20 protein-coding genes and 4 pseudogenes are annotated in these 20,393 nt (G+C 39.1%); 16 read left to right on the top strand and 8 right to left on the bottom strand.

Features of this window, described 5'->3' with window-relative positions; genetic code table 11:
* Positions 1-254 precede the first annotated feature (254 nt).
* Positions 255-1,206, bottom strand: a pseudogene (locus ABRT01_RS18380) (transposase); the annotation flags it as partial.
* 152 nt (positions 1,207-1,358) lie between these two features.
* Here ABRT01_RS18380 and ABRT01_RS16275 point away from each other — a divergent pair.
* The 5 genes and pseudogenes from ABRT01_RS16275 to ABRT01_RS16255 all read left to right on the top strand — a co-directional run bounded on the left by ABRT01_RS16275 (position 1,359) and on the right by ABRT01_RS16255 (position 7,412).
* A pseudogene (locus tag ABRT01_RS16275) lies at positions 1,359-2,120 on the top strand (MerR family transcriptional regulator).
* Between the two features lie 59 nt (positions 2,121-2,179).
* Positions 2,180-3,667 carry an MDR family MFS transporter gene (locus ABRT01_RS16270; RefSeq protein ID WP_269411945.1) on the top strand — a complete coding sequence of 496 codons (1,488 nt, stop codon included), beginning with the start codon at positions 2,180-2,182 and terminating at the stop codon, positions 3,665-3,667.
* Between the two features lie 111 nt (positions 3,668-3,778).
* Positions 3,779-3,946 (top strand): annotated as a pseudogene (locus ABRT01_RS16265) (MmcQ/YjbR family DNA-binding protein); the annotation flags it as partial.
* A gap of 151 nt (positions 3,947-4,097) precedes the next feature.
* A complete protein-coding gene (pepV, locus tag ABRT01_RS16260) occupies positions 4,098-5,522 on the top strand; it encodes a dipeptidase PepV (protein ID WP_367748588.1) in 1,425 nt (474 codons plus the stop codon).
* A gap of 78 nt (positions 5,523-5,600) precedes the next feature.
* The gene (locus ABRT01_RS16255) at positions 5,601-7,412 is read left to right on the top strand and encodes a M3 family oligoendopeptidase (RefSeq protein ID WP_367748593.1); all 1,812 of its coding nucleotides are present in this window, start codon (positions 5,601-5,603) and stop codon (positions 7,410-7,412) included.
* Positions 7,413-7,497: 85 nt separating this feature from the next.
* On the opposite strand, the pseudogene ABRT01_RS16250 reads toward ABRT01_RS16255, so the two are convergent.
* From ABRT01_RS16250 to ABRT01_RS16240, 3 genes and pseudogenes are all read right to left on the bottom strand, one after another.
* Positions 7,498-7,677: pseudogene (locus ABRT01_RS16250) on the bottom strand (chlorite dismutase family protein); the annotation flags it as partial.
* An 82-nt stretch (positions 7,678-7,759) separates the two neighbouring features.
* Positions 7,760-8,005 (bottom strand): hypothetical protein, encoded by a 246-nt coding sequence (locus tag ABRT01_RS16245; RefSeq protein ID WP_269411951.1) that lies wholly within the window; start codon positions 8,003-8,005, stop codon positions 7,760-7,762.
* A gap of 99 nt (positions 8,006-8,104) precedes the next feature.
* A complete protein-coding gene (locus ABRT01_RS16240) occupies positions 8,105-9,367 on the bottom strand; it encodes a BaiN/RdsA family NAD(P)/FAD-dependent oxidoreductase (protein WP_269411952.1) in 1,263 nt (420 codons plus the stop codon).
* A gap of 168 nt (positions 9,368-9,535) precedes the next feature.
* Between ABRT01_RS16240 and ABRT01_RS16235 the strand changes: the two genes are divergently transcribed.
* The gene (locus tag ABRT01_RS16235; RefSeq protein WP_269411953.1) at positions 9,536-11,152 is read left to right on the top strand and encodes a putative polysaccharide biosynthesis protein; all 1,617 of its coding nucleotides are present in this window, start codon (positions 9,536-9,538) and stop codon (positions 11,150-11,152) included.
* A gap of 10 nt (positions 11,153-11,162) precedes the next feature.
* Positions 11,163-11,888 (top strand): pseudouridine synthase, encoded by a 726-nt coding sequence (locus ABRT01_RS16230; RefSeq protein WP_269411954.1) that lies wholly within the window; start codon positions 11,163-11,165, stop codon positions 11,886-11,888.
* A 61-nt stretch (positions 11,889-11,949) separates the two neighbouring features.
* Here the strand turns inward: ABRT01_RS16230 and ABRT01_RS16225 are convergent, their stop codons facing one another.
* Positions 11,950-12,147 (bottom strand): DeoR family transcriptional regulator, encoded by a 198-nt coding sequence (locus ABRT01_RS16225; protein ID WP_439649454.1) that lies wholly within the window; start codon positions 12,145-12,147, stop codon positions 11,950-11,952.
* Positions 12,148-12,319: 172 nt separating this feature from the next.
* Here ABRT01_RS16225 and thpR point away from each other — a divergent pair, with 172 nt between their 5' ends.
* The 3 genes from thpR to ABRT01_RS16210 all read left to right on the top strand — a co-directional run bounded on the left by thpR (position 12,320) and on the right by ABRT01_RS16210 (position 14,093).
* The gene (thpR, locus tag ABRT01_RS16220) at positions 12,320-12,904 is read left to right on the top strand and encodes an RNA 2',3'-cyclic phosphodiesterase (protein ID WP_269412504.1); all 585 of its coding nucleotides are present in this window, start codon (positions 12,320-12,322) and stop codon (positions 12,902-12,904) included.
* Positions 12,888-13,106 (top strand): hypothetical protein, encoded by a 219-nt coding sequence (locus ABRT01_RS16215; protein ID WP_269411956.1) that lies wholly within the window; start codon positions 12,888-12,890, stop codon positions 13,104-13,106. The genes thpR and ABRT01_RS16215 overlap by 17 nt, the downstream gene beginning before the upstream one ends.
* A gap of 162 nt (positions 13,107-13,268) precedes the next feature.
* Positions 13,269-14,093: a phosphotransferase family protein gene (locus ABRT01_RS16210; protein ID WP_269411957.1), complete on the top strand. Its 825-nt coding sequence runs from the start codon at positions 13,269-13,271 to the stop codon at positions 14,091-14,093.
* Here ABRT01_RS16210 and ABRT01_RS16205 read toward each other — a convergent pair.
* Entirely contained in the window at positions 14,071-14,358 is a 288-nt protein-coding gene (locus ABRT01_RS16205; protein ID WP_269411958.1) for a YtzH-like family protein, read from the bottom strand. The genes ABRT01_RS16210 and ABRT01_RS16205 overlap by 23 nt on opposite strands.
* A 118-nt stretch (positions 14,359-14,476) precedes the next feature.
* Here ABRT01_RS16205 and trmB point away from each other — a divergent pair, with 118 nt between their 5' ends.
* The gene (trmB, locus tag ABRT01_RS16200) at positions 14,477-15,115 is read left to right on the top strand and encodes a tRNA (guanosine(46)-N7)-methyltransferase TrmB (protein ID WP_269411959.1); all 639 of its coding nucleotides are present in this window, start codon (positions 14,477-14,479) and stop codon (positions 15,113-15,115) included.
* A gap of 146 nt (positions 15,116-15,261) precedes the next feature.
* On the opposite strand, the gene ABRT01_RS16195 is transcribed toward trmB, so the two are convergent.
* Positions 15,262-15,576, bottom strand: a complete 315-nt coding sequence (locus tag ABRT01_RS16195; RefSeq protein ID WP_367748578.1) for a PepSY domain-containing protein — start codon at positions 15,574-15,576, stop codon at positions 15,262-15,264.
* A 178-nt stretch (positions 15,577-15,754) separates the two neighbouring features.
* Here ABRT01_RS16195 and ABRT01_RS16190 point away from each other — a divergent pair, with 178 nt between their 5' ends.
* Both ABRT01_RS16190 and ABRT01_RS16185 read left to right on the top strand, forming a co-directional pair.
* Positions 15,755-16,819, top strand: a complete 1,065-nt coding sequence (locus tag ABRT01_RS16190) for a M42 family metallopeptidase (protein WP_269411961.1) — start codon at positions 15,755-15,757, stop codon at positions 16,817-16,819.
* 100 nt (positions 16,820-16,919) lie between these two features.
* A complete protein-coding gene (locus ABRT01_RS16185; protein WP_269411962.1) occupies positions 16,920-17,438 on the top strand; it encodes a DUF84 family protein in 519 nt (172 codons plus the stop codon).
* A gap of 153 nt (positions 17,439-17,591) precedes the next feature.
* Here the strand turns inward: ABRT01_RS16185 and ABRT01_RS16180 are convergent, their stop codons facing one another.
* Positions 17,592-18,032 carry a YtoQ family protein gene (locus ABRT01_RS16180; protein ID WP_269411963.1) on the bottom strand — a complete coding sequence of 147 codons (441 nt, stop codon included), beginning with the start codon at positions 18,030-18,032 and terminating at the stop codon, positions 17,592-17,594.
* Positions 18,033-18,212: 180 nt separating this feature from the next.
* On the opposite strand from ABRT01_RS16180, the gene ABRT01_RS16175 reads away from it, so the two are divergent.
* From ABRT01_RS16175 to ytpR, 3 genes are read left to right on the top strand one after another with little or no spacing between them, the layout of a single operon-like run.
* Positions 18,213-18,530 carry a thioredoxin family protein gene (locus ABRT01_RS16175; protein ID WP_269411964.1) on the top strand — a complete coding sequence of 106 codons (318 nt, stop codon included), beginning with the start codon at positions 18,213-18,215 and terminating at the stop codon, positions 18,528-18,530.
* Between the two features lie 45 nt (positions 18,531-18,575).
* Entirely contained in the window at positions 18,576-19,379 is an 804-nt protein-coding gene (locus ABRT01_RS16170; RefSeq protein WP_269411965.1) for a DUF1444 domain-containing protein, read from the top strand.
* 14 nt (positions 19,380-19,393) lie between these two features.
* Positions 19,394-19,996, top strand: coding sequence for a YtpR family tRNA-binding protein (gene ytpR / locus ABRT01_RS16165; RefSeq protein WP_269411966.1), 603 nt, complete (start codon positions 19,394-19,396; stop codon positions 19,994-19,996).
* The last annotated feature ends 397 nt before the right edge of the window (positions 19,997-20,393 follow it).

Below are 20,393 nucleotides of genomic sequence, written 5' to 3'. Positions count from 1 at the left end.
CCACCTTCTTAATGTAGTGGGATGAACACCAAGTATGCTGGATGCTTCATCGATGGTATACATTTTAGCGATCCTCCTTATTTTTCTACATAACAAAGTTCGACATAAAATGCGAGAATCCTGCTAAAAAGTAATTAATTTTAAATAATTTAGATTAAACTGTTTTGGAACCCCAAAGTTTGGGGGAATTTCAAGTTAAAAAAACGAACTTCCCCTGTTCTTATAGTATTTTTCAGTCATTCCATTTAGCGCATTCAGGCTGCATGATCTTCTTCCAACAATTGATTTCCCAAAAATGACACCTCAAATAGATCCTCCAGATATTTGTATTCCGGGGATTTTTAAAAAATTGAATATCAATGAGGCCAGATTCAGAAATTGCCACGATGACAACGTCCAATAGCTCATCGAACATTTCCCATAAAAGTTCGGCTATGTTTTTTTCTTCCATTTCATTTCTCATGTCCTTAAAGAGACCGCCCAACGTCTCATAATCATTTATTCTGCGGAAGTACGATAAAAAAGCATATAAAATATACGTTGTTGTAATATGTGCTATTTGGGCATCGAAATCCTGGGATTGGCATTTTCTTTAGCGAAGCAATTTGCTTGTTTTCCTTAAAGAAAACCTCGATTGAACAGCGGACAGCGTAGATTTCCAGCATTTTTAAAAGGGACAGGGGTTCATCTGTGGAAAGATAGAGCTCCCAGTGCTTTTGTGATAGGGATAACGACAAAGTAAACCTCGACTCTTTCTTCAATATCTGAATAATAAACAACAGCTTCAAAATAGCGTACGTTCATTTTGCGGCAGCTTTTTCTCCTTTTTAAGAACTTTGAAAATCTCCTTTGCGTTGAGTTCTTCATTATTATAGCTGTATTTGCTGTGGTAGCGAACAGCACAAATAACGTGCGTTGCCCCGTTCTTGATGCCTCTGACAGTGAATAGGGAATCTTTGGTTGGGAACCAGCTGTCCACAGCACATATCTTGCATGAAAGTCATGTTTGACAGCTCTTTTAAGCATGAAGGGAACTTGTGTACATCCTTAGGTTATCATTTATAAACTTGTAATTTTGTCGATATTTCATTCGTTTTGCTCCATTTGATTTCGGGTTTCTTTCTTTTTTGTATTACTTTTTCTAATACTTGCGTTTCAAAGATTTTTCGCTGTAAGACTAAAATCAAGCGGTGTAAAACTTGTTCCATGCCATCAAAAAGTCGGGGACTCTTGAATTAACGGGGATAGTGCAAAATGGTATTGATTACACATACTATATTATTTTTCAAATTTTCCTCTTGAACCTCCAGTTGCTTGAGGTTTTATAATGAATACATACTTTAATAGGAGGAATTTTGGTGAATAAGAAAAACAAGTTTTCCATTGGAGAATTTTCAGAAAGGACAGGAATACCTATTCCTACTTTGCATTACTATGATGAAATTGGTTTATTACGACCAGAAAAGAAACCTTCTTCAGGGCACCGTATTTACAATTATCAAGATATTATAACCTTACAAAAAATTTTAAGTCTTAAATTCCTAGGGTATAGTCTGGATAGAATCGCTAATTTATTACATGAATCAAGTTTTACCGCTGATTTGAATGAAAGTTTGTCCCTTCATTTGCAAACTTTAGAAAAAGAAAAAGAACAAATCGAGTAATCCATACAATCAATTAAAAGAGTAATTAAGTTAGTCGATGAAGAAGGAAAAGTGGATAGTACCTTATTATTTAGCCTTATTCATGGTATGCGTGCTGAACATATACATGAAGAATGGATGGATCGTCATATGTTAACGGATGTCGTGGAAGAGTTATCAAAGAAATCGGAAGAGGATAAAATCTCTTTAGATAAAACGTTTATTCAATTGTCTAAAGAAGTAAAACAATTATATGGTAAACCAGTAGAGGACCCAAAAGTACAAGAGATGGTTAAGATCTATTTAAAAGCATCTTTTTTATTCTTTGGAGAGGAATTGATGCAAAAACTGGCTGATACTAATATAGAAGAATTAGATATTCAAGAACTTATAACACCTTTTCCTTTCACAAAAGATGAACAAAACTGGCTTAATCAAGCGATGGAATATTATATGAAGCAAGAAGAAATAGAATAGCTTTTCATGAGCATTCTCTTCAATTTAAATTATGTCAAATAAAAAAACGAGGGAAAACCATGACAAACTCAACAGAAACAAAGTATGAATTTTTATCTGAAAATCCGAATGTCAAAACGTTGCCAATTATGGCAGCGTTAATTATTGGTGCTTTTTTTGCATTGTTGAATGAAACGCTTCTAAACATTGCCTTGACAACATTAATGCATGCGTTTGATATTACATTACCGACTGTGCAGTGGGTTGCTACTGGATTTTTGTTGGTTACGGCGATTGTCATTCCAATATCGCCGCTTCTAATGCAATGGCTTACGACAAGACAGCTCTTCATTGGAACGATGACAGTATTTACAATTGGTACAGCAATCGCATCAATCGCACCTACATTTTCTATTCTGCTCGTTGGACGTTTGATTCAAGCTATTGGCACTGGACTATTAATGCCGGTCATATACAATGTATTCTTATTGATATATCCTCCGCATAAAAGAGGGAAGATTATGGGGATTGTCGGGTTAGTAATTATATTTGCTCCGGCAATTGGTCCAACGCTTTCAGGTGTAATTGTCGACTATTTAGGTTGGAGATTTTTATTTATCTCCGTCATCCCTTTTACGCTTTTTTCAATCTTGTTTGCTTTTAAATATTTAATCAATGTCTCTGAAGTTACAAAGCCTAAAATTGATTGGATTTCTATTCTTTTATCAACTGTTGGCTTTGGAGCAACGATATATGGATTCAGTTCTGTCGGGGAAAATGAAGCTGGCTTTTCATCCCCGACAGTATTACTTTCCATTATTATTGGAGGAATAGCTATTATTCTGTTTGCAATCAGACAATTTAAAATTAACGGACCCCTAATGGATTTACGAGTATTCAAATTACCGATGTTTTCACATGCGGTTATTATGTTCATTATTATTGTAATGACAATGTTTGCTTCCGAACTGATCTTACCAGTATTCATGCAGGGTCCGATGGCCTTGGCGCCCGCAGTAGTGGGAATGTTGCTTTTGCCGGGCAGTATTTTAAATGGGATTATGAGTCCGTTTATGGGTGCTTTATTTGATAAAGTTGGGCCCCGTGTGATGATGATTCCAGCAACCATCGTTCTGACAGGAACAATGTTTATGTTTAGCCGACTAACAGCAGATACACCACCGTGGGTCATTATCGTAGGATTTATGCTGATTATGCTTAGTATATCCGCAACGATGATGCCTGCTGAAACAAATGGATTGAACCAGCTTCCTAAGCGTTTATATCCGCACGGTACAGCAGTAATGTCGACATTACAGCCGTTAAGTGGTGCAATCGGTGTCTCGGTATTTATCAGTCTTTTGAATTCTAAACAAGCAAGTTACCTGGAAGGTGTAGCAGTTCCCACGTCAGAGGCTTCCTTGACGGAGGCGGTGGTTGTTGCGGTAGAACATGTCTATTTTATTATCTTTATCTTTGCGATAGTTACAGTGTTATTGTCATTTGTCGTTTATCGAGCACGCCCAGTGGAAGAAGATAAACCGGCGGAAGAAATGCAGGAACCTTAATGTGAACCACCAAAAATTACTTTTAAAATAGCTTCAGGCATTTTATAGAGTAGAGAAACTGGCTAAATCCAATAGTTTACTGTCATAAGGTGAAGAATGTATAATTTAATTATTTTTGGTAGTCTAAGGAAACGACAAGGAATTCCACCCGGATATCATATGAATAAAGAACATTGGATCACACTTGTTTTAAATCGTTTCGATCCAACAGAAAAGATTTATCGTTTAATTGAGATAAGCTTTCATTTAACCAAGAAAACTAAACATTGTTCCTGCTAATAACATTTCAAATTACAAAGTTTGAGGAAAATCAGTCTGTTGGTTAACATTGAAATATTTTCTAAGTCATTACGATAGTTCAAATGGGTAAAATAAAGGAGTATGATGGATACATAGGCATAAAATTGAAACATAGGAGTGAAGATACAATATGGCTAATATCAATTGGATGGATGAAGTGTTAAAACGAAAAGAGGATTTCATCAAGGATCTACAAGGACTTTTGCAAATAAAAAGTGTCTTGGACGAAGAGGATACTACACCAGATGCACCACTTGGTCAAGGCGTTAAAGATGCTTTGCAATACATGTTGGACATTGGGGAGAAAGATGGTTTTACTTCTAAAAATGTAGGAAACTTGGCAGGGCATCTGGAAATGGGAGATGGAGATGAAATGCTCGGTATCTTGGGTCATGTAGATGTTGTACCTGAAGGGGATGGCTGGAGTGTTGATCCATATGGTGCCGTGATAAAGGATGGAAAGATTTATGCCCGTGGGTCCAGCGATGATAAAGGACCGACCATTGCTGCTTATTATGGCATGAAAATTGTAAAAGAGCTTGGGATTCCTCTTGGTAAAAGAGTTCGTTTGATTATTGGAACAGATGAAGAAAGCGACTGGCGTGGTGTTAATCATTATTTTGAAAAGGAAGAAATGCCGAGCATGGGGTTTGTGCCAGATGCAGATTTCCCAATCATTTATGCGGAGAAGGGTATCTCTGATTATGACATGGTACAGTCAGCCTTGACTGAACCATCCGATGCTACATGTGAATTATTGTCGTTTCAGTCGGGACGAAGATATAATATGGTACCTGATTTTGCGGAGGTTCATTTAAAAATTCAAGACGGATCAGATGCAATAAATTTAGAACAAAAATATCAGGAATTTCTCTCCAAATCAGGAGTAGATGGTAATGCCACCACAAATAATGATCAAGTCGTTTTGACATTGGTTGGCGTAAGTGCTCATGGTGCGGAACCGCGAAATGGCAAAAACGCTGGTATTTTTATGGCACAATTTCTGCAAGCAATGGAACTGGATGTACAAGGAAAGAAATTTGTTGACACTGTTGCGCAATTTTTTAATCATTCCCGTGGAGAGATGTTTGGCGTTTCTTATCAGGATGATGTCTCTGGTGAGCTAACCATCAACGTGGGAATCATGGACTACAGCAAGGAAACAGGTGGCCGTATTGGATTAAACATGCGTTATCCAGTTACATTTGACATTGAAAAAGGAAAGCAAAAAATACAAGACACATTACAAAATAGCGGGCTTCAATTAGAGAATTTCACCGATTCCAAGCCGGCTTATGTGGAAAAAAACGATCCACTTATCCAAACACTAAAAAAAGTATATGAGGAACAAACCGGAGAAAAAGCCGAACTGCTTGCTATCGGTGGAGGAACTTATGCGCGGGCGCTTGACCATGGAGTTGCATTTGGAGCTTTATTTCCCGGACGTGAAGATGTCATGCATCAAAAAGATGAATATGCCATTGTAGATGATTTATTAAAGGCAACTGCGATTTATGCACAGGCCATTTATGAATTGGCAAAGACCAATGAATAATCCAATCTGAAAAATCATAGAAGTTTCTAATTATATTCAAAACGTTTAAAATAGAGGAAAAGGAGAGTGAAGAAAGAAATGAAATATGAAGATACGTGGGATTTAGATAGCATTTTTCCCGGGGGTACGAAATCCAAAGAATTACAAACAAAATTGAAAACAATCAAAGAAGAAATCGATTCATACCAAAAATTGTTGAATGATTGGGATTTTGCTACAGATCCATCAGTCAAAACATTCAAGGCGATTTTGCAAAAACAAGAAACAATTGGCAAGGGTCTCGGTCAGTCTGCTACCTTCGTTCAAATGTGGCATGACGCATTCATGGACGACGAACATGCCAATGTGGTGATGGGGCAAGTAATGGATCTGTACAGCGAGATGCAAAAGCTGTCCAACACCTTTACGAAAAAACTTGTGGCTATTTCAGATGATGATTGGCAAAATCTTTTAGCAGATGAAACATTAAAAGAAATTTCCTTTGCATTAAATGAAAGACGTGATCAGGGGAAACGTCTCTTATCGGAGGAAGAAGAAAAGCTGATTTCCGATTTAAACAAAGATGGTTTGACCGCTTGGAGCCGTCTATATGACACCATCGTTTCCATTATGACTATTCCATTTACAGATAAAGAGGGAAAAACTACTGAATTATCTGTTGGACAAGCCATGAACCTGATGTATACTGACCCAGATCCCGAAGTTAGGAAACAGCTTTTTGAAAATTGGGAGACGGCATGGGCAAAATATGCACCCATTTTTGCTGATAACATCAATCATTTAGTTGGCTACCGGCTGACACTGCAAAAGGCCCATAAACGGGAGGGTTATTTGGAAGAACCATTGGAATATAATCGTATGACCAAAAAAACGCTCGATGCAATGTGGTCAGCAGTTGCCAACCATAAACAACCTTTTATTGACTTTTTAAACCAAAAGGCAAACCTGTTTGGGATGGAAAAGTTGGGCTGGCAGGATGTCGATGCCCCAGTTGCATTAGGTAATGTCAAACCAACTCGTTTTACATATGATGAAGCATGCGAATTTGTGATTAACCATTTTGCTTCCTTTGGTCCAAAACTATCAGATTTTGCAAAACACGCACTCAGAAATCGCTGGGTAGAAGCGGAGGATCGCCCAAATAAACGCCCAGGCGGATATTGTACGGAACTTCCGGAATTTAAAGAATCCCGGATATTTATGACCTTTACCGGATCACCAAATGATACCAGTACCTTGGCTCATGAATTGGGTCATGCATTTCACAGTCATGTCATGAACGATTTGCCCGATTTAAATCAAGAATATGCTATGAATGTGGCGGAAACAGCAAGTACGTTTGCCGAAACAATTATTGGTAATGCAACCGTAGCAAATGCAAAATCAGAAGCGGAAAAAATTCAACTATTAAGTGCGAAACTGGAAAATGCAACGGCGATGTTTTTAAATATTCATGCACGGTTCTTATTTGAAAATGCTTTTTACGAGGAGCGTTCGAAAGGCATTGTCTCGGAAAAACGGTTGAATGAATTAATGATTGAAGCACAAAAGGAAGCATACTGTGACAGTTTGTCCGGTTATCATCCGCATTTCTGGTGCAGCAAATTGCATTTCTTTATCGACGATGTGCCGTTCTACAATTTCCCGTATACATTCGGCTATTTGTTCAGCTTAGGGATCTATGCGGAATACCTGAAAAACCCTGAAGGCTTTGAGGATAAATATATCGCCTTACTGAGGGATACCGGTTCGATGAAAGTAGAAGACCTTGCTGAAAAACATTTGGGCGTTGATTTAACCAAACAGGAGTTTTGGGCTGCGGGGATTCAATTAATGGCAAAAGATGCCGAAGAATTTATTCGTTTGACGAATGGAGCGGGGAGAAAATAAAGAATGTTAATGGTTCTCATCCACCGATACAGAACGGCGGATGAGAACCATTTTTGGTTAAGTTATTTGAAATGGCATCATTACCTCAAACGTCAAAGTAGTTATCAATTTCTTCTTCAGGTAAGTAACACCCAATAAAGAACGAACCAAAAATTCCGTATTTGGCACTGACCTCATCAAAACGTGTATCATAAATTAACTTTTTGAATTTTAATACATCATCACAAAAGAGTGTAACGCCCCATTCGTAATCATCAAACCCAATCACAATAGGATGAATAAACTGTGACGTTTATGTGAGACTCAAAAAAGACGTGTCCATTTGAATGACACGTCTTTTTACTTTATTAGCTCATCCCGAAGGTCCCCAGGTTTTGGCTATTTTGGTTTTGGTTCTGCATATTACTATTGGCATTCATTTGTTGGTTATTACCCATTCCCATATTTCCACTACCGCTCATTTGCGAAACAAACGGTACCATTTTTTCCATGGTTTGTCCCAATCCTTGCTGGTTCTTTGTCATGGAATAAAACGTTGCTGCCCCAACACCGACAGAAGCGACTAATGGTATCCATATTCCACTCTTTTGCATTTTATACCAAATCCTCTCTCGTTTTTGGTTGTCCCCGTACATGTTTAGGATGAACTTTGTAGGTAGAAATCATACAAGGAATGAGCTGCCAATAAGGTATTACAACAATGCTTTGGCTTCAGATGCAGCATTTGTCCCGGCTAGCCTTCCTGTTACCAGTGCTGAGGTAATATTGTAACCGCCAGTATAGCCGTGAATATCCAAAATTTCACCACAAAAATACAATCCATGCATCTTTTTCGATTTTATCGTACGCGGGTCAACCTCTTTTAAAGACACACCGCCACCAGTTACAAAGGCCTTCTTTAATGGTAATGAACCATGAACGGAAAAAGTGAAATGTTTCATGTTGCTGACAATGGAACGAATAGTATCCTTGCCGATGTTGGCAGCTTTTTCTTCTGGCATGACGCGATGATTGGTCAGGATAAAATCGAGCAAACGCTCAGGGATCAGTCCTTTTAAATTATTTTTTACTGTTTTCTTGGGATGTTGTTCCATTGTTTGCCACACCGATTTTACCAGTTGCTGTTCATTTGCATCAGGCAGTACATCTAACACCATCTTGACCTCGGAATTGCCACGCATCAGTTCTTTTACGACAAATTGCGAACAGCGTAAAACAGCTGGACCGGAAATGCCAAAATGAGTAAATAGCATATCCATTCGGTGAGTAATGATTGCTTTTTGTTTCTTATTTAATACAGTTAGGGACACGTCTCTCAATGATAGCCCTTGCAGCTCCTTTTGTTGAATAAAATCTTCATTGGATGTCAATGCAACTTCTGTCGGGTATAGCGTGGTAATAGTATGTCCAGCTTTTTTCGCCCAAGCATAGCCATCGCCGGTAGAACCTGTATGTGGGACAGCTTTTCCACCAACCGCAATAACGACCGCTTTTGTGTTGAATTTCTCCTGATCCATGATGACCGTGTGACAATCAGTATCATAGTGAATGGCTTGTACCATAGTGTTCATACGAATTTCTACGTTAAGGTCATAAAGCTTGTTAATCAGCGCATTAACCACGGTTTTGGCTGAATTAGAGACAGGGAACATGCGACCATGATCTTCCTCCTTTAGCTTGACTCCCATGTTTTCAAAAAAGTCGATGATATCATAATTATTAAAGACAGAAAACGCACTGTACAGAAATTTTCCATTACCGGGAATATGTCTAATCACTTCTTCCTGTGGCAGACGGTTGGTAACATTACAACGGCCACCACCGGAAATGGCAAGTTTCTTTCCGAGTTTTTTTCCTTTTTCGATTAAAAGTGTTTTGGCGCCTTGTTCTGCGGCAGCGATGGAGGCCATCAATCCGGATGGACCGCCGCCAATCACAACTACATCATATGTCAATGAATCTCAGTCCTTTCACTGCAAACAGCTTATCATGTTTTTCATGAAATGCACATCCATTTTATTACTATTTATTCTGGATTGAAGAGAATTCGTTATCCCACTTTTTGTTTTCTGTGATAAAATAAGCTAATGAAGATGTAATTATGAGAAGACGCAGGTGAAACAATGTCGAATATTGTCAGAGGCACCATGTTATTGACAGGTGCGACGTTTTTATCAAAGTTTTTGGGAATGATCTATATTATCCCGTTTAATGAATTGGTTGGTGAAACAGGGGTCACACTTAATGCCTATGCTTACGCACCATATAACATTTTAATGAGCATTTCCACGGTCGGGGTACCGTTAGCCGTTTCCAAATTTGTTGCAAAATATAATTCACTGGGCGATTACCGGACAGGCATGCGCATGTTTCGTGCAGGTATGTTGCTAATGAGTGTTACCGGACTGATAGCCTTTTTGGTATTATTTTTTAGCGCAGAACCGATTGCTCATTTGATGATCACGAATAAAGATGCGGGAGCTATTTCAGCTGCTGATGTGGCAATAGTGATCCGGATGGTAAGCTTTGCATTAATAATTATTCCGGCGATGAGTCTTGTTCGTGGTTTTTTCCAAGGGTATCAATCCATGGGGCCAACGGCTGTCTCACAAGTTGTAGAACAAATCATTCGTATTGTGTTCTTGTTGGGCGCTGCATTCATCGTACTGAAACTGTTTCATGGTTCCATTACTACCGCAGTTGGTTTTGCCACATTTGCGGCTTTTATTGGGGGATTAGCATCTTGTCTTGTATTATGGGTATACTGGCAAAAACGAAAGACAAGTATTAAACAACAGGTGCAACAGCAGGAACAGGAACACCAGATACCAACAAAGGATTTATTTGTCGAATTATTTCGTTATGCAGGTCCATTTGTGCTAGTTGGCTTAGCAACACCGCTATATCAATTGGTCGATCAATTTACTTTTGAACGGGCCATGGCAGTAGTGGACCACGAAAATTGGATAACTTCCTATGCGGTTATCGGTTCTAACGGACATAAACTCATCCTTATTCCGGTTACCATCGCAACTGGTTTATCGTTAGCGATCTTGCCCGCATTGACGAAAACATTTACCCAGAAGAACTGGCCATTGATGTACCAGCAAATAAACCAGGCCTTGCAAATCGTTATGGTACTTGTCATCCCCGCAGTAGTTGGGCTGTTGATGTTATCCGATGTAGCGTATGGTTCTTTGTTTGGATTAGATCATATTGATATTACCGGTCCGTTACTGGCATGGTATGCACCGATTGCCTTGCTGTTTGCTTTGTTTACGGTATCTGCATCCATATTGCAGGGAATCAACCAGCAGCGCTTTGCGGCCATTAGTTTGTCAGCAGGTCTTTTATTAAAAATACTGTTCAATATCCAACTGATCCATATGTTTGGTGCAAAAGGGGCTATCTTCGGTACGGGATTAGCTGTTGGAACAGCAGTCATCCTTAATTTATGGCGGGTATGTGTGTCTATTCACTTCCCGCTACGACAAACGATCAAGCGTACAGTATTAATCCTGATTTTTTCGTTAATCATGGCAATCGTACTATGGGTTGTAGAATGGGTATGCGGGATGTTCCTTCCGTACAAAACCGACCGTTTAGCCGCAATTGTTGTGCTCGGAATTGGCGTTGTCCTTGGCGGTGGCGTCTATCTGTTGCTTGGTTATTATTCTACATTACTGGAACGGATTTTAGGAAATCGAATTCGGATATTGGATCGCATATTACGCAGATAGGAGAATGTTTGTGCGACTTGATAAATTACTGGCAAATATGGGGATTGGCAGCCGCAAAGATGTAAAGTCCTTATTAAAAAAACGGCAGGTTACGGTTAATGATACGGTTGTTAAAGATGGTGGGCTGCATGTTGACCCGAAAACAGATATTATTAAAGCTTCAGGTAAACAAATAGGATATCAAAAATATCACTATATCATGTTGCACAAGCCCAAAGGAGTGGTGTCAGCAACGACGGACAGCCGGGATACAACGGTGATTGATCTGGTTAGAGATGATTTTCAATATGTTGATTTGTTTCCTGTAGGCAGACTGGATAAAGACACAGAAGGGCTGTTATTGTTAACGAATGACGGGGAACTTGCCCATAAGCTAACCTCACCAAAAAAGGCCATTACCAAAACATATTTTGCAACAATTGATGGTCATGTTACCCAGAGGGATGTTGATTTATTCCGCAATGGCATTCAATTGGATGATGGGTACACAACAAAACCGGCAATATTAAGTATACGCAAGGCTGGAAACACGTCCGAGATCATTATTTCTATTTCAGAAGGCAAGTATCATCAAATTAAACGGATGTTTGCGGCAGTTGAGAAACGCGTAACCTATTTAAAACGTCTGTCAATGGGCAAATTAAAACTTGATCAGCAATTAGCTTTAGGAGCGTATCGGGAACTAACACAAGCAGAACTTGCTTATTGTCAGTCACTAACAAAAGAGCCGACATGAAGTAGTGTCGGCTCAAGCTTTATTTGATATCATGTACTATGTTCTTTTTGTGCATTACTGTTTATGAGATTTTCACTTTTTTATTTGTAATTTTCCATTTTCCGCGAATCGGGCTATTAACGAGACCGTTATAAACTAATACACGCAAATCCCGTTGGATGGTTCTGTCTGTCGTTCCAAATTCATCGGCCAACTCCTGGGTCGTGACTGTTCCATTTTTCCTGATGTAAAGGTAGACAGACTTGACTCTTGTTAGCATTCTTGATGTTGGTTGATTCAAAAAACCACTCCCTAATGTGTCATTAATTATGTGGTGCTGTGAATCTCAGACATATTTGATGTATTTTTCTAATTTTATTTTACACCTAATTTATTGTGGATGAAAGGAAAAAGGTTCAGCACGATGTAAACAAAAAGGAGGGCGGATAGTGATGACATCATTTCCGCATTATTTTATTGGTATACCGATTTCCATGGATATAAGAGATAAACTATCGGATTGGCAGGATGATTTCCGTTTATTATTTCCATACAAGCAATGGACCAATCAACATGACCTGCATATTACTCTGAAATTTTTGGGTGCAGTGGATGATAAAACGATTCAAACCGTTATCAAAACATTACAACCGATCGAGAATCAGGAGAGCTTTACGCTTCATGTCGGTGGTATTGGCACCTTTGGAAAAACGAAAAGCCCCCGCGTGTTATGGGCCGGCGTCGAGAAGCACCCTCAGTTAATATCGTTACACGATTATATTGAGACCAGTTTGACAGCATGTGGATTTTCCCAAGAAAAACGGGCATATCAACCACATATTACACTGGGAAAGAAGTGGATCGGTGCCAGTGATGACGGTGAGTTGGCCAATGTCAAGGAAAAATACCGGCAACAAACGGTAAAAATGCAAGTTACGCGGATTGTATTATTTCAGATTTTTCCCAGTGAAATACCAAAATATAAAGTCATCTCCAGTTATGAATTAAGAGGTGGTATAGATGGCACAGCTCATTAAGCTGAAAAATTATATTTCGCGCTATGAAAGGTATCAGTCATGGTTTTCTGAAAAAAGAAGTCTCGTTTCACCAATGAAGAATCAACAATTAAAAGCCGCCCATGCCCTATTAAAGCATTGTCAAACAACCTCGGTAAAGCGTCCGGAATGGGAGGAGGAGACAGAAGCGTTTGCAATGGATTGGGAAGAATCAAATACATAGGATGATTGATAACGTGTTGAAAGGAAATTTCCGATAAACATATTTGTAATTTTGCCGTCAACGTTATAAAATATATAATTGGACTATTAAAAAGATGCATGTTATTTTTTGAGATTATTAAGAAAAAGTGAACACTTTCATTAAAGATTTGAGGAATGAACGGTGAATTGGTTTAACCATATACTCGGAAATGAATGGAATATAACACCTGCTGGCGGGTTGACCGGTGATGCCTATATTGCCGAAAATCAGGGGAAGCGATTATTTCTTAAACGTAACTCATCACCATTTTTGGCAGTTCTTTCCGCTGAAAAAATTGTTCCAAAACTTATTTGGACAAAGCGGTTGGAAAACGGTGATGTTGTTACGGCCCAGGAATGGATTGAGGGAAGAGAGCTAAAACCTGAAGAAATGCAACATCGTCAAGTTGCTGAATTGTTACGAAGGATTCACCATTCGTCTGAATTGCTGCATATGTTAATGCGGCTGGGAAAAAAACCGATCACACCCGATGCAAGCTATCACTATTTGCAAAGACAACTACATACAAGCGGTCTTTACCAGAGATATGGTGTAGTAAGGGATGCACTGTATTATTTGCATTTATTGTTGCCAGTTACCCGTAAACAGAAACAGGTCGTTTGCCACTGCGACTTAAATCATAATAATCTGTTGCTAACAAAAGAAGGTCAGCTTTATTTAATTGATTGGGATAATGCAATGATAGCTGACCCGGTAATGGATTTTGGGATGGTATTAAAAAGGTATATCCCGATAAATGATTGGGATGATTGGTTACAACAATATGGCGTTAACAATAATAAACAACTTTTTGACCGGATGTATTGGTATCTTATTTCCGATTCCCTGAATTATTTACATTGGCATGAGGAACGGAAAGAACAACTAAAAGTTCAGGAACGTCTTGATGATCTGCATGACTTAAATATGCATATCAACCGTGTTATTCTAAATCGACATTTGTAATGGCGTTCATCCAGTTTTCAATCTTATGTTTGTTGGTTGTGATATGATCAGGCGGGTTTTGAACAGTTTCTCCATCGTGACCATAATTATAAATTTCTGGAAGCAGGTTTAGGAGTTGCTTGTCTGTTATGCTGTTGTTAGCCATCATTGATTTAACCAATCGTTTAATTTGCTGGTATTCCGCCACTTCACCAGAACATTCAGCAGCATGTTCACCTAATATATCATGTAAAACCATTAATTGATCGTGAACAGTTATTGTCATGAGAAAATCACCTCATGCTTAGTGTTCAACATATGTAACCAGATTATGCTTCATTTCAGTGGGTGCTTTTCTTACATGGTAAATTGGTGATATTTAACGAGGAGGAGAGATTTTCAAGATGCGTCAACGTCATAAACCATGGGCTGATGAATTTATAGCTGCCAACAGCAATTTAATTATCCCTGATCCAAAAAACTATAAAGGGGAATGGCAATCCGTCTTTGGTAATAACAATCCCATCCATTTGGAAATAGGTACCGGAAAAGGTCAGTTTTTAACTGGAATGGCAAACCAATACAAAGATGTGAATTTTATCGGGATCGAGTTAAGTAAAAGTGTTATTGTAACAGCTGCTGAAAAAATTATCGATGCAGGGATGTCAAACATATTATTAGTAAATATGAATGCAGCCGATCTATTGGATGTGTTTGCTGATCACGAAATTACGAACATTTATTTGAACTTTTCTGATCCGTGGCCGAAAAATCGACATGAAAAACGGCGCTTAACCTTTTCAGCATTCTTAAAAAAATATCAACAACTTCTCAAACACGATGGAGAAATAATTATGAAAACCGACAATCGCGGATTATTTGAGTATTCACTTGTCAGTTTCTCAACTTTTGGAATGCAACTGCAAGAGGTTAATTTGGATTTGCATCAGTTGCAAGATCCGACAAACATAATGACCGAATATGAAGAGAAGTTTTCCGCCAAGGGACAAGCTATCTATCGTTGCCGTGCGCGCTTTGTATAACAAAGGTGCTGGATACTGAAGAAAATGATGAAGTAAAACGAGAGCGTTATACGTATAAATAAGCCAAAAAGAGCTATCCTTTTTATTTTAGGACAGCTCTTTTTGCTCATTATTGGCTATCAAACGGGTGCTTTTTGGTTTCCCAATCAAGTTGTTGGGACAGCATCTATCACTGCGCCTGTTTCCAGATCGACATGGAATTCATATGGCTTGTTTTCCCCATCAATATTACGGGTGATTCCACCGCGATAAGCTTGATACGTTAACCCGTTTTTCTCGACTGATTCAGGTTTCATATAAATCCATGAACCACTAATGGGTCCTTGTCGCTTAAATGCTTCCTTTGCTTGTTTTAATGCTTTTTCCGGTGTTATTTTTTGGATTTGTTCCATTTGCTGTCTTGCTAAATAACCAACGGCTACACCTAAACCGGCAGCCAATACAGCTTTTTTCATTCCCATTTTTTATCACCCCATAAAGCTAATTTAGACCCGGTAATCTTTACTTTCATAAGATAGTATACCGCAAATAAGACAAAATAGAAAATGAAAAATGGTAGGTGATAGTGGAAAGGACCTCTCTTGTTCCGTTATACTTAGTTTAAAGATTTCAATACATACGAAGGGATGAAGGGAAATCATGAAACAAGAAACATTGGATCTGTTCAAAACGCTAACTGAATTGCAAGGGGCTCCCGGTAATGAGCATCCTGTACGAGCGTTTATGCGCAGCGAATTACAAAAATATGCAGATTCCATTATTCAAGATAATCTAGGTGGGATATTTGGGGTTAAACAAGGAAGCGGACCTAAGGTAATGGTTGCTGGACATATGGATGAAGTAGGCTTTATGGTAACGCAAATCACAAAAAATGGTATGCTTCGTTTTCAAACGCTCGGCGGCTGGTGGAATCAGGTCATGTTGGCACAACGAGTACAAGTGATGACTGATAATGGTCCAGTGACTGGTGTCATCGGTTCCATTCCACCACATAATCTTACACCTGAGCAACGGAAAAAACCGATGGAACCAGAGAATATGTTGATTGACATTGGTGCAGATGATCGTGATGATGCACTAAAAATTGGAATTAAACCTGGGCAAGCCGTTTTGCCAATATGTCCCTTTACACCAATGGCGAACCCTAAAAAAATTCTGGCCAAATCCTGGGACAATCGCTATGGATGCGGGCTCTCCATTGAGCTGTTAAAGGAACTACAACATGAGACGGTACCAAATCAATTGTTTAGTGGGGCTACTGTTCAGGAAGAGGTTGGTACAAGAGGTGCACAGGTGGCTGCCCATATGATTGAGCCAGACATTTTTTATGCGTTGGATGCGTCACCGGCGAATGATATGTCAGGTGATAAAGATGCATTCGGTCAATTGGGAGAAGGGGCATTACTACGCATTTTTGACCGGACGATGATCACTCACACCCAATTGCGTGAATTTGTTTTGGATACAGCAGAATCAAACAACATCCCATATCAATATTTTGTTTCACAAGGTGGTACAGATGCAGGACGGGTTCATCTAACGGGTAATGGGGTTCCGTCTGCGGTCATTGGCATTTGTTCCCGTTACATTCATACCGCGGCCTCGATTATTCATGTCGATGATTATCAGGCAGCCAAGGAACTGTTAGTTAAACTTGTCAAAACCACGGATCAAAATACAGTAGATCAGATATGCGGTAAATAAATTTAATTAGATTGAACATTCTTTCCGGGCTTGCTCTGCCATGAAATAAGAAACTGCTGTTTTATGGTAACAGCTTGCCCATGATTGTGGGGATATGTAGATGAAGATTATGATTGGATCCAATAATCCAGCCAAAATAAATGCCGTTAAAGAAATATTTGCTGGCTATACAGTACTGGAAATAAACGCATCTTCCGGCGTTTCCGCACAGCCATTTTCCGATGAAGAGACAAAAGTAGGTGCCATGAATCGTGCATTGGAATGTACGCGAAACAACCCGGATTCAGTCGGAATTGGTCTGGAAGGCGGTGTGATGTATGTAGAAGACCAACTTTATTTGTGTAATTGGGGTGCGATGGTTGATCAGGATAAACATATGTTTACAGCAAGTGGTGCAAGAATCCCTTTGCCGGATGAAATACATAATGAATTGTGTAAGGGTCATGAACTTGGTGACGTGATGGATCAATATGCCGAAAAACAGGAAGTCCGGAAAAATGAAGGAGCAATTGGTATTTTTACCAATGAAATGATAACAAGAAAGGAAATGTTCAGCCATCTTGTAAAATTATTGCGAGGTCAGTGGGAGTTTTACCATAAACTTATCAACGGGCTGTAATACCTCCCTGCATGTGTGAGTAACCAAAATAAAAAAGTGGGGAAGGTAAACAGCCCTAAAAATAAATGAGATACGCCAAGTCATTCGAAAAACTAACTGAATGAAATCTGCAAATGGGAAGAGATGCCGTCTAATGCCCCGCTACATGTCTCCTTATTCAAAAATATAATTCAGTACATCCAGTGCTTGGTCAACCGTTTCAACCGTAACGTTTGCCTTATTGGATAATTCTTTTAAAGGATGGATCAGGGATTCAGGTCTGACAAGGATGGTTGGTTTATTCATGGTGATTGCAGCACTTAGATCCATCGCTGTATTCCATTGTTTATATTGTTCGCCAAACAATGCAATGACAACATCTGATTTTTGCATTAGTACCTGAGTTCGCAGATTATTAATACTTGATGCAGCATCATCCTTATACACTTTTCCAGGCTGCTCTCCCAACACATCCTCGCCAATATTATCTGACCGGTCATGGTCTGTTTGTGGTGCAACAAATGTTAAGGGAAGCTTTTTCTCACTTGCCTTCTGTTTTAGTTCTTCACGCCAATTTGTGTGAATTTGTCCAGCTAAATAAACGGTTAATTCCATTATTATCCCTCCAATGAAGACTATACTATATACCATTGTAACAATATCTTAACATGTTGCAATAGATTTTGTACCACATCAGTGCCACTTAAAATCGTCAGAAACCAAGGAATGAACTTACACTTTTTTATTTGCCATTCATGAAAAACAAAGATACTATTACACTGGAGGCTGATAACTATGAAAACACTTGAAACAAAAGAACAATTTTCAACATATATCGAAAATGAACCGGTAATTGCCATATTCACTGCAGACTGGTGCCCGGATTGCCGGATAATTGAACCTGTATTACCTGAAATCGAACAGGCTTATCCGGGATTCACATTTGTTATAATTGATCGTGACCAATTTATTGATATCTGCCAAGATTACGATATTTTTGGTATTCCAAGTTTTATTGCCTTTCGTGATGGTGCAGAAATTGGCCGATTTGTCAGCAAGGATCGGAAAACAAAAGAAGAAGTCATTGCTTTTATCGATAATTTACCCGCTTAGTGATGCCGGGTGATTTAAAATTCTCCAAAAAAAGGGGAGAAACACATGAAGATGACAAGTATCAAAATGAAAAAATTGCTGGAAGAACGATTGGCTAATCCGGATTATCAAACATCATATAATCGGGATAAAGATACGCTTCGCATCGAATGGAAAGATACAAAACAGGGAGTAACGATTACCCTTCCCAATGTAGTCGGGAAATATAATGAGCGGGGAAATCAAGCAGTTAACGACATTGTCGACCATATAACAGAGTCATTGCGGATGATGCACCGGAATTATGAGTTAACGGGAATGGAGAAATCAATTTTTCCTGTTATTCGCGCTACGTCTTTCCCGACAGAGACGAAAGCGAAAACCAAGCTTGCTACGAAAGAACACACCGCTGAAACAAGAATTTTTTATGCGTTGGACCTTGGGAAATCGTATCGGTTAATTGATGAGCCGATGCTGGACAAAGAAGGTTGGACCAGCGAGCGGGTTGATGAAATTGCCTCATTTAATGTTCGTTCTTTATCCACCGAAATGAAAAAGGATACGGTTGCTGATAATGACTTTTATTTCCTGGCTACACAGGATGGATATGATGCAAGCAGAATTTTAAATGAAGCATTTTTGGAGGAATTAAAGGCTAATAGTAAAGGGGAATTAGCATTAGCTGTTCCCCATCAAGATGTTCTAATTGCCGCCGATATTCAAAATAAAACAGGCTATGATATACTGGCGCAAATGACAATGAAGTTTTTCGCGGAAGGAAGAATACCAATCACTTCCTTATCGTTTCTTTACGAAGATAAAAAACTGGAACCGATATTTATTTTGGCAAAAAACAAACCCGAGAAATAGAAAGGATGAAATCAGTGGATGTATTTTATAATCCAACAGGTATTGGTGATGTTTTAATTATCCCTCTGCAGGAAGGGAATCGTTATGAACTAAAGCATGAGCAATATGGCGACATTACGAAAATTATCAGTACAGACGGGAATGTGCTTGGTTATAACATTTTTCATGCGTCACAACATTTTGAGCTACCTGCAACAGGAAAAATCATGCTCACAGCGGACATGCTTGATACATTACAGATATTCTTTGAAAAAAATGGGCTGCACGATTCACTTGATTTTGATTTGCGTCCAAAATTTGTTGTCGGCTATGTTCGTGAGAAGACCCCACATGAAAATGCTGATAAATTAAGTGTCTGCCAGGTAGATACGGGCGATGAAACATTGCAGATTGTATGTGGCGCGCCAAACGTTGATGCAGGTCAGAAGGTTGTTGTTGCCAAAGTTGGTGCAACAATGCCGAACGGACTTCAAATCAAACCGACAAAATTACGTGGGGTTCCATCGAATGGTATGATATGTTCGCAAAAAGAATTAGGCTTGCCAAATGCACCAAAAGAAAAAGGTATTTATGTGCTGGAAGACAGTTATACAATTGGTGAACCGTTTAATTTTTAAGCATATTAGCCGCGGGGCACAGGAGACGGACGGAGGGCTACAGGACGTAGGTCAGTTCGGCGTTGCGACAGGACGTCGCGGGCTTAGCCGAACTTCTCCAATCCCGATAACCAAGTTAGCCCACAGCATTTAATTTTTCAAAAGCAACCTATTGTCTTCAGGACTAAGGTTGCTTTTATATTATTTTAACTAACAAACTGGAGGGAAAACTGATAAAATAGAGTAAAGTAAAATATAATAGAGCCCGTTCAAAAGAAGGATAAAAAGGACCGAGAAGTTCAAGGCGGCGTAGCTTTGAGCACCGGAGTGTACATAGAAGGTACATGAGGAGCGGAAAAGCAAGCCAACGAACTTCTTCAAAGGAAGGCCGACTAAAAACGGGCTTTGCGCTCAGGCG

This window comes from Lentibacillus sp. L22 (assembly GCF_040812445.1).
GTDB lineage: Bacteria > Bacillota > Bacilli > Bacillales > Amphibacillaceae > Lentibacillus_C > Lentibacillus_C daqui.
This window is presented reverse-complemented; position numbering and strand designations above follow the sequence as displayed.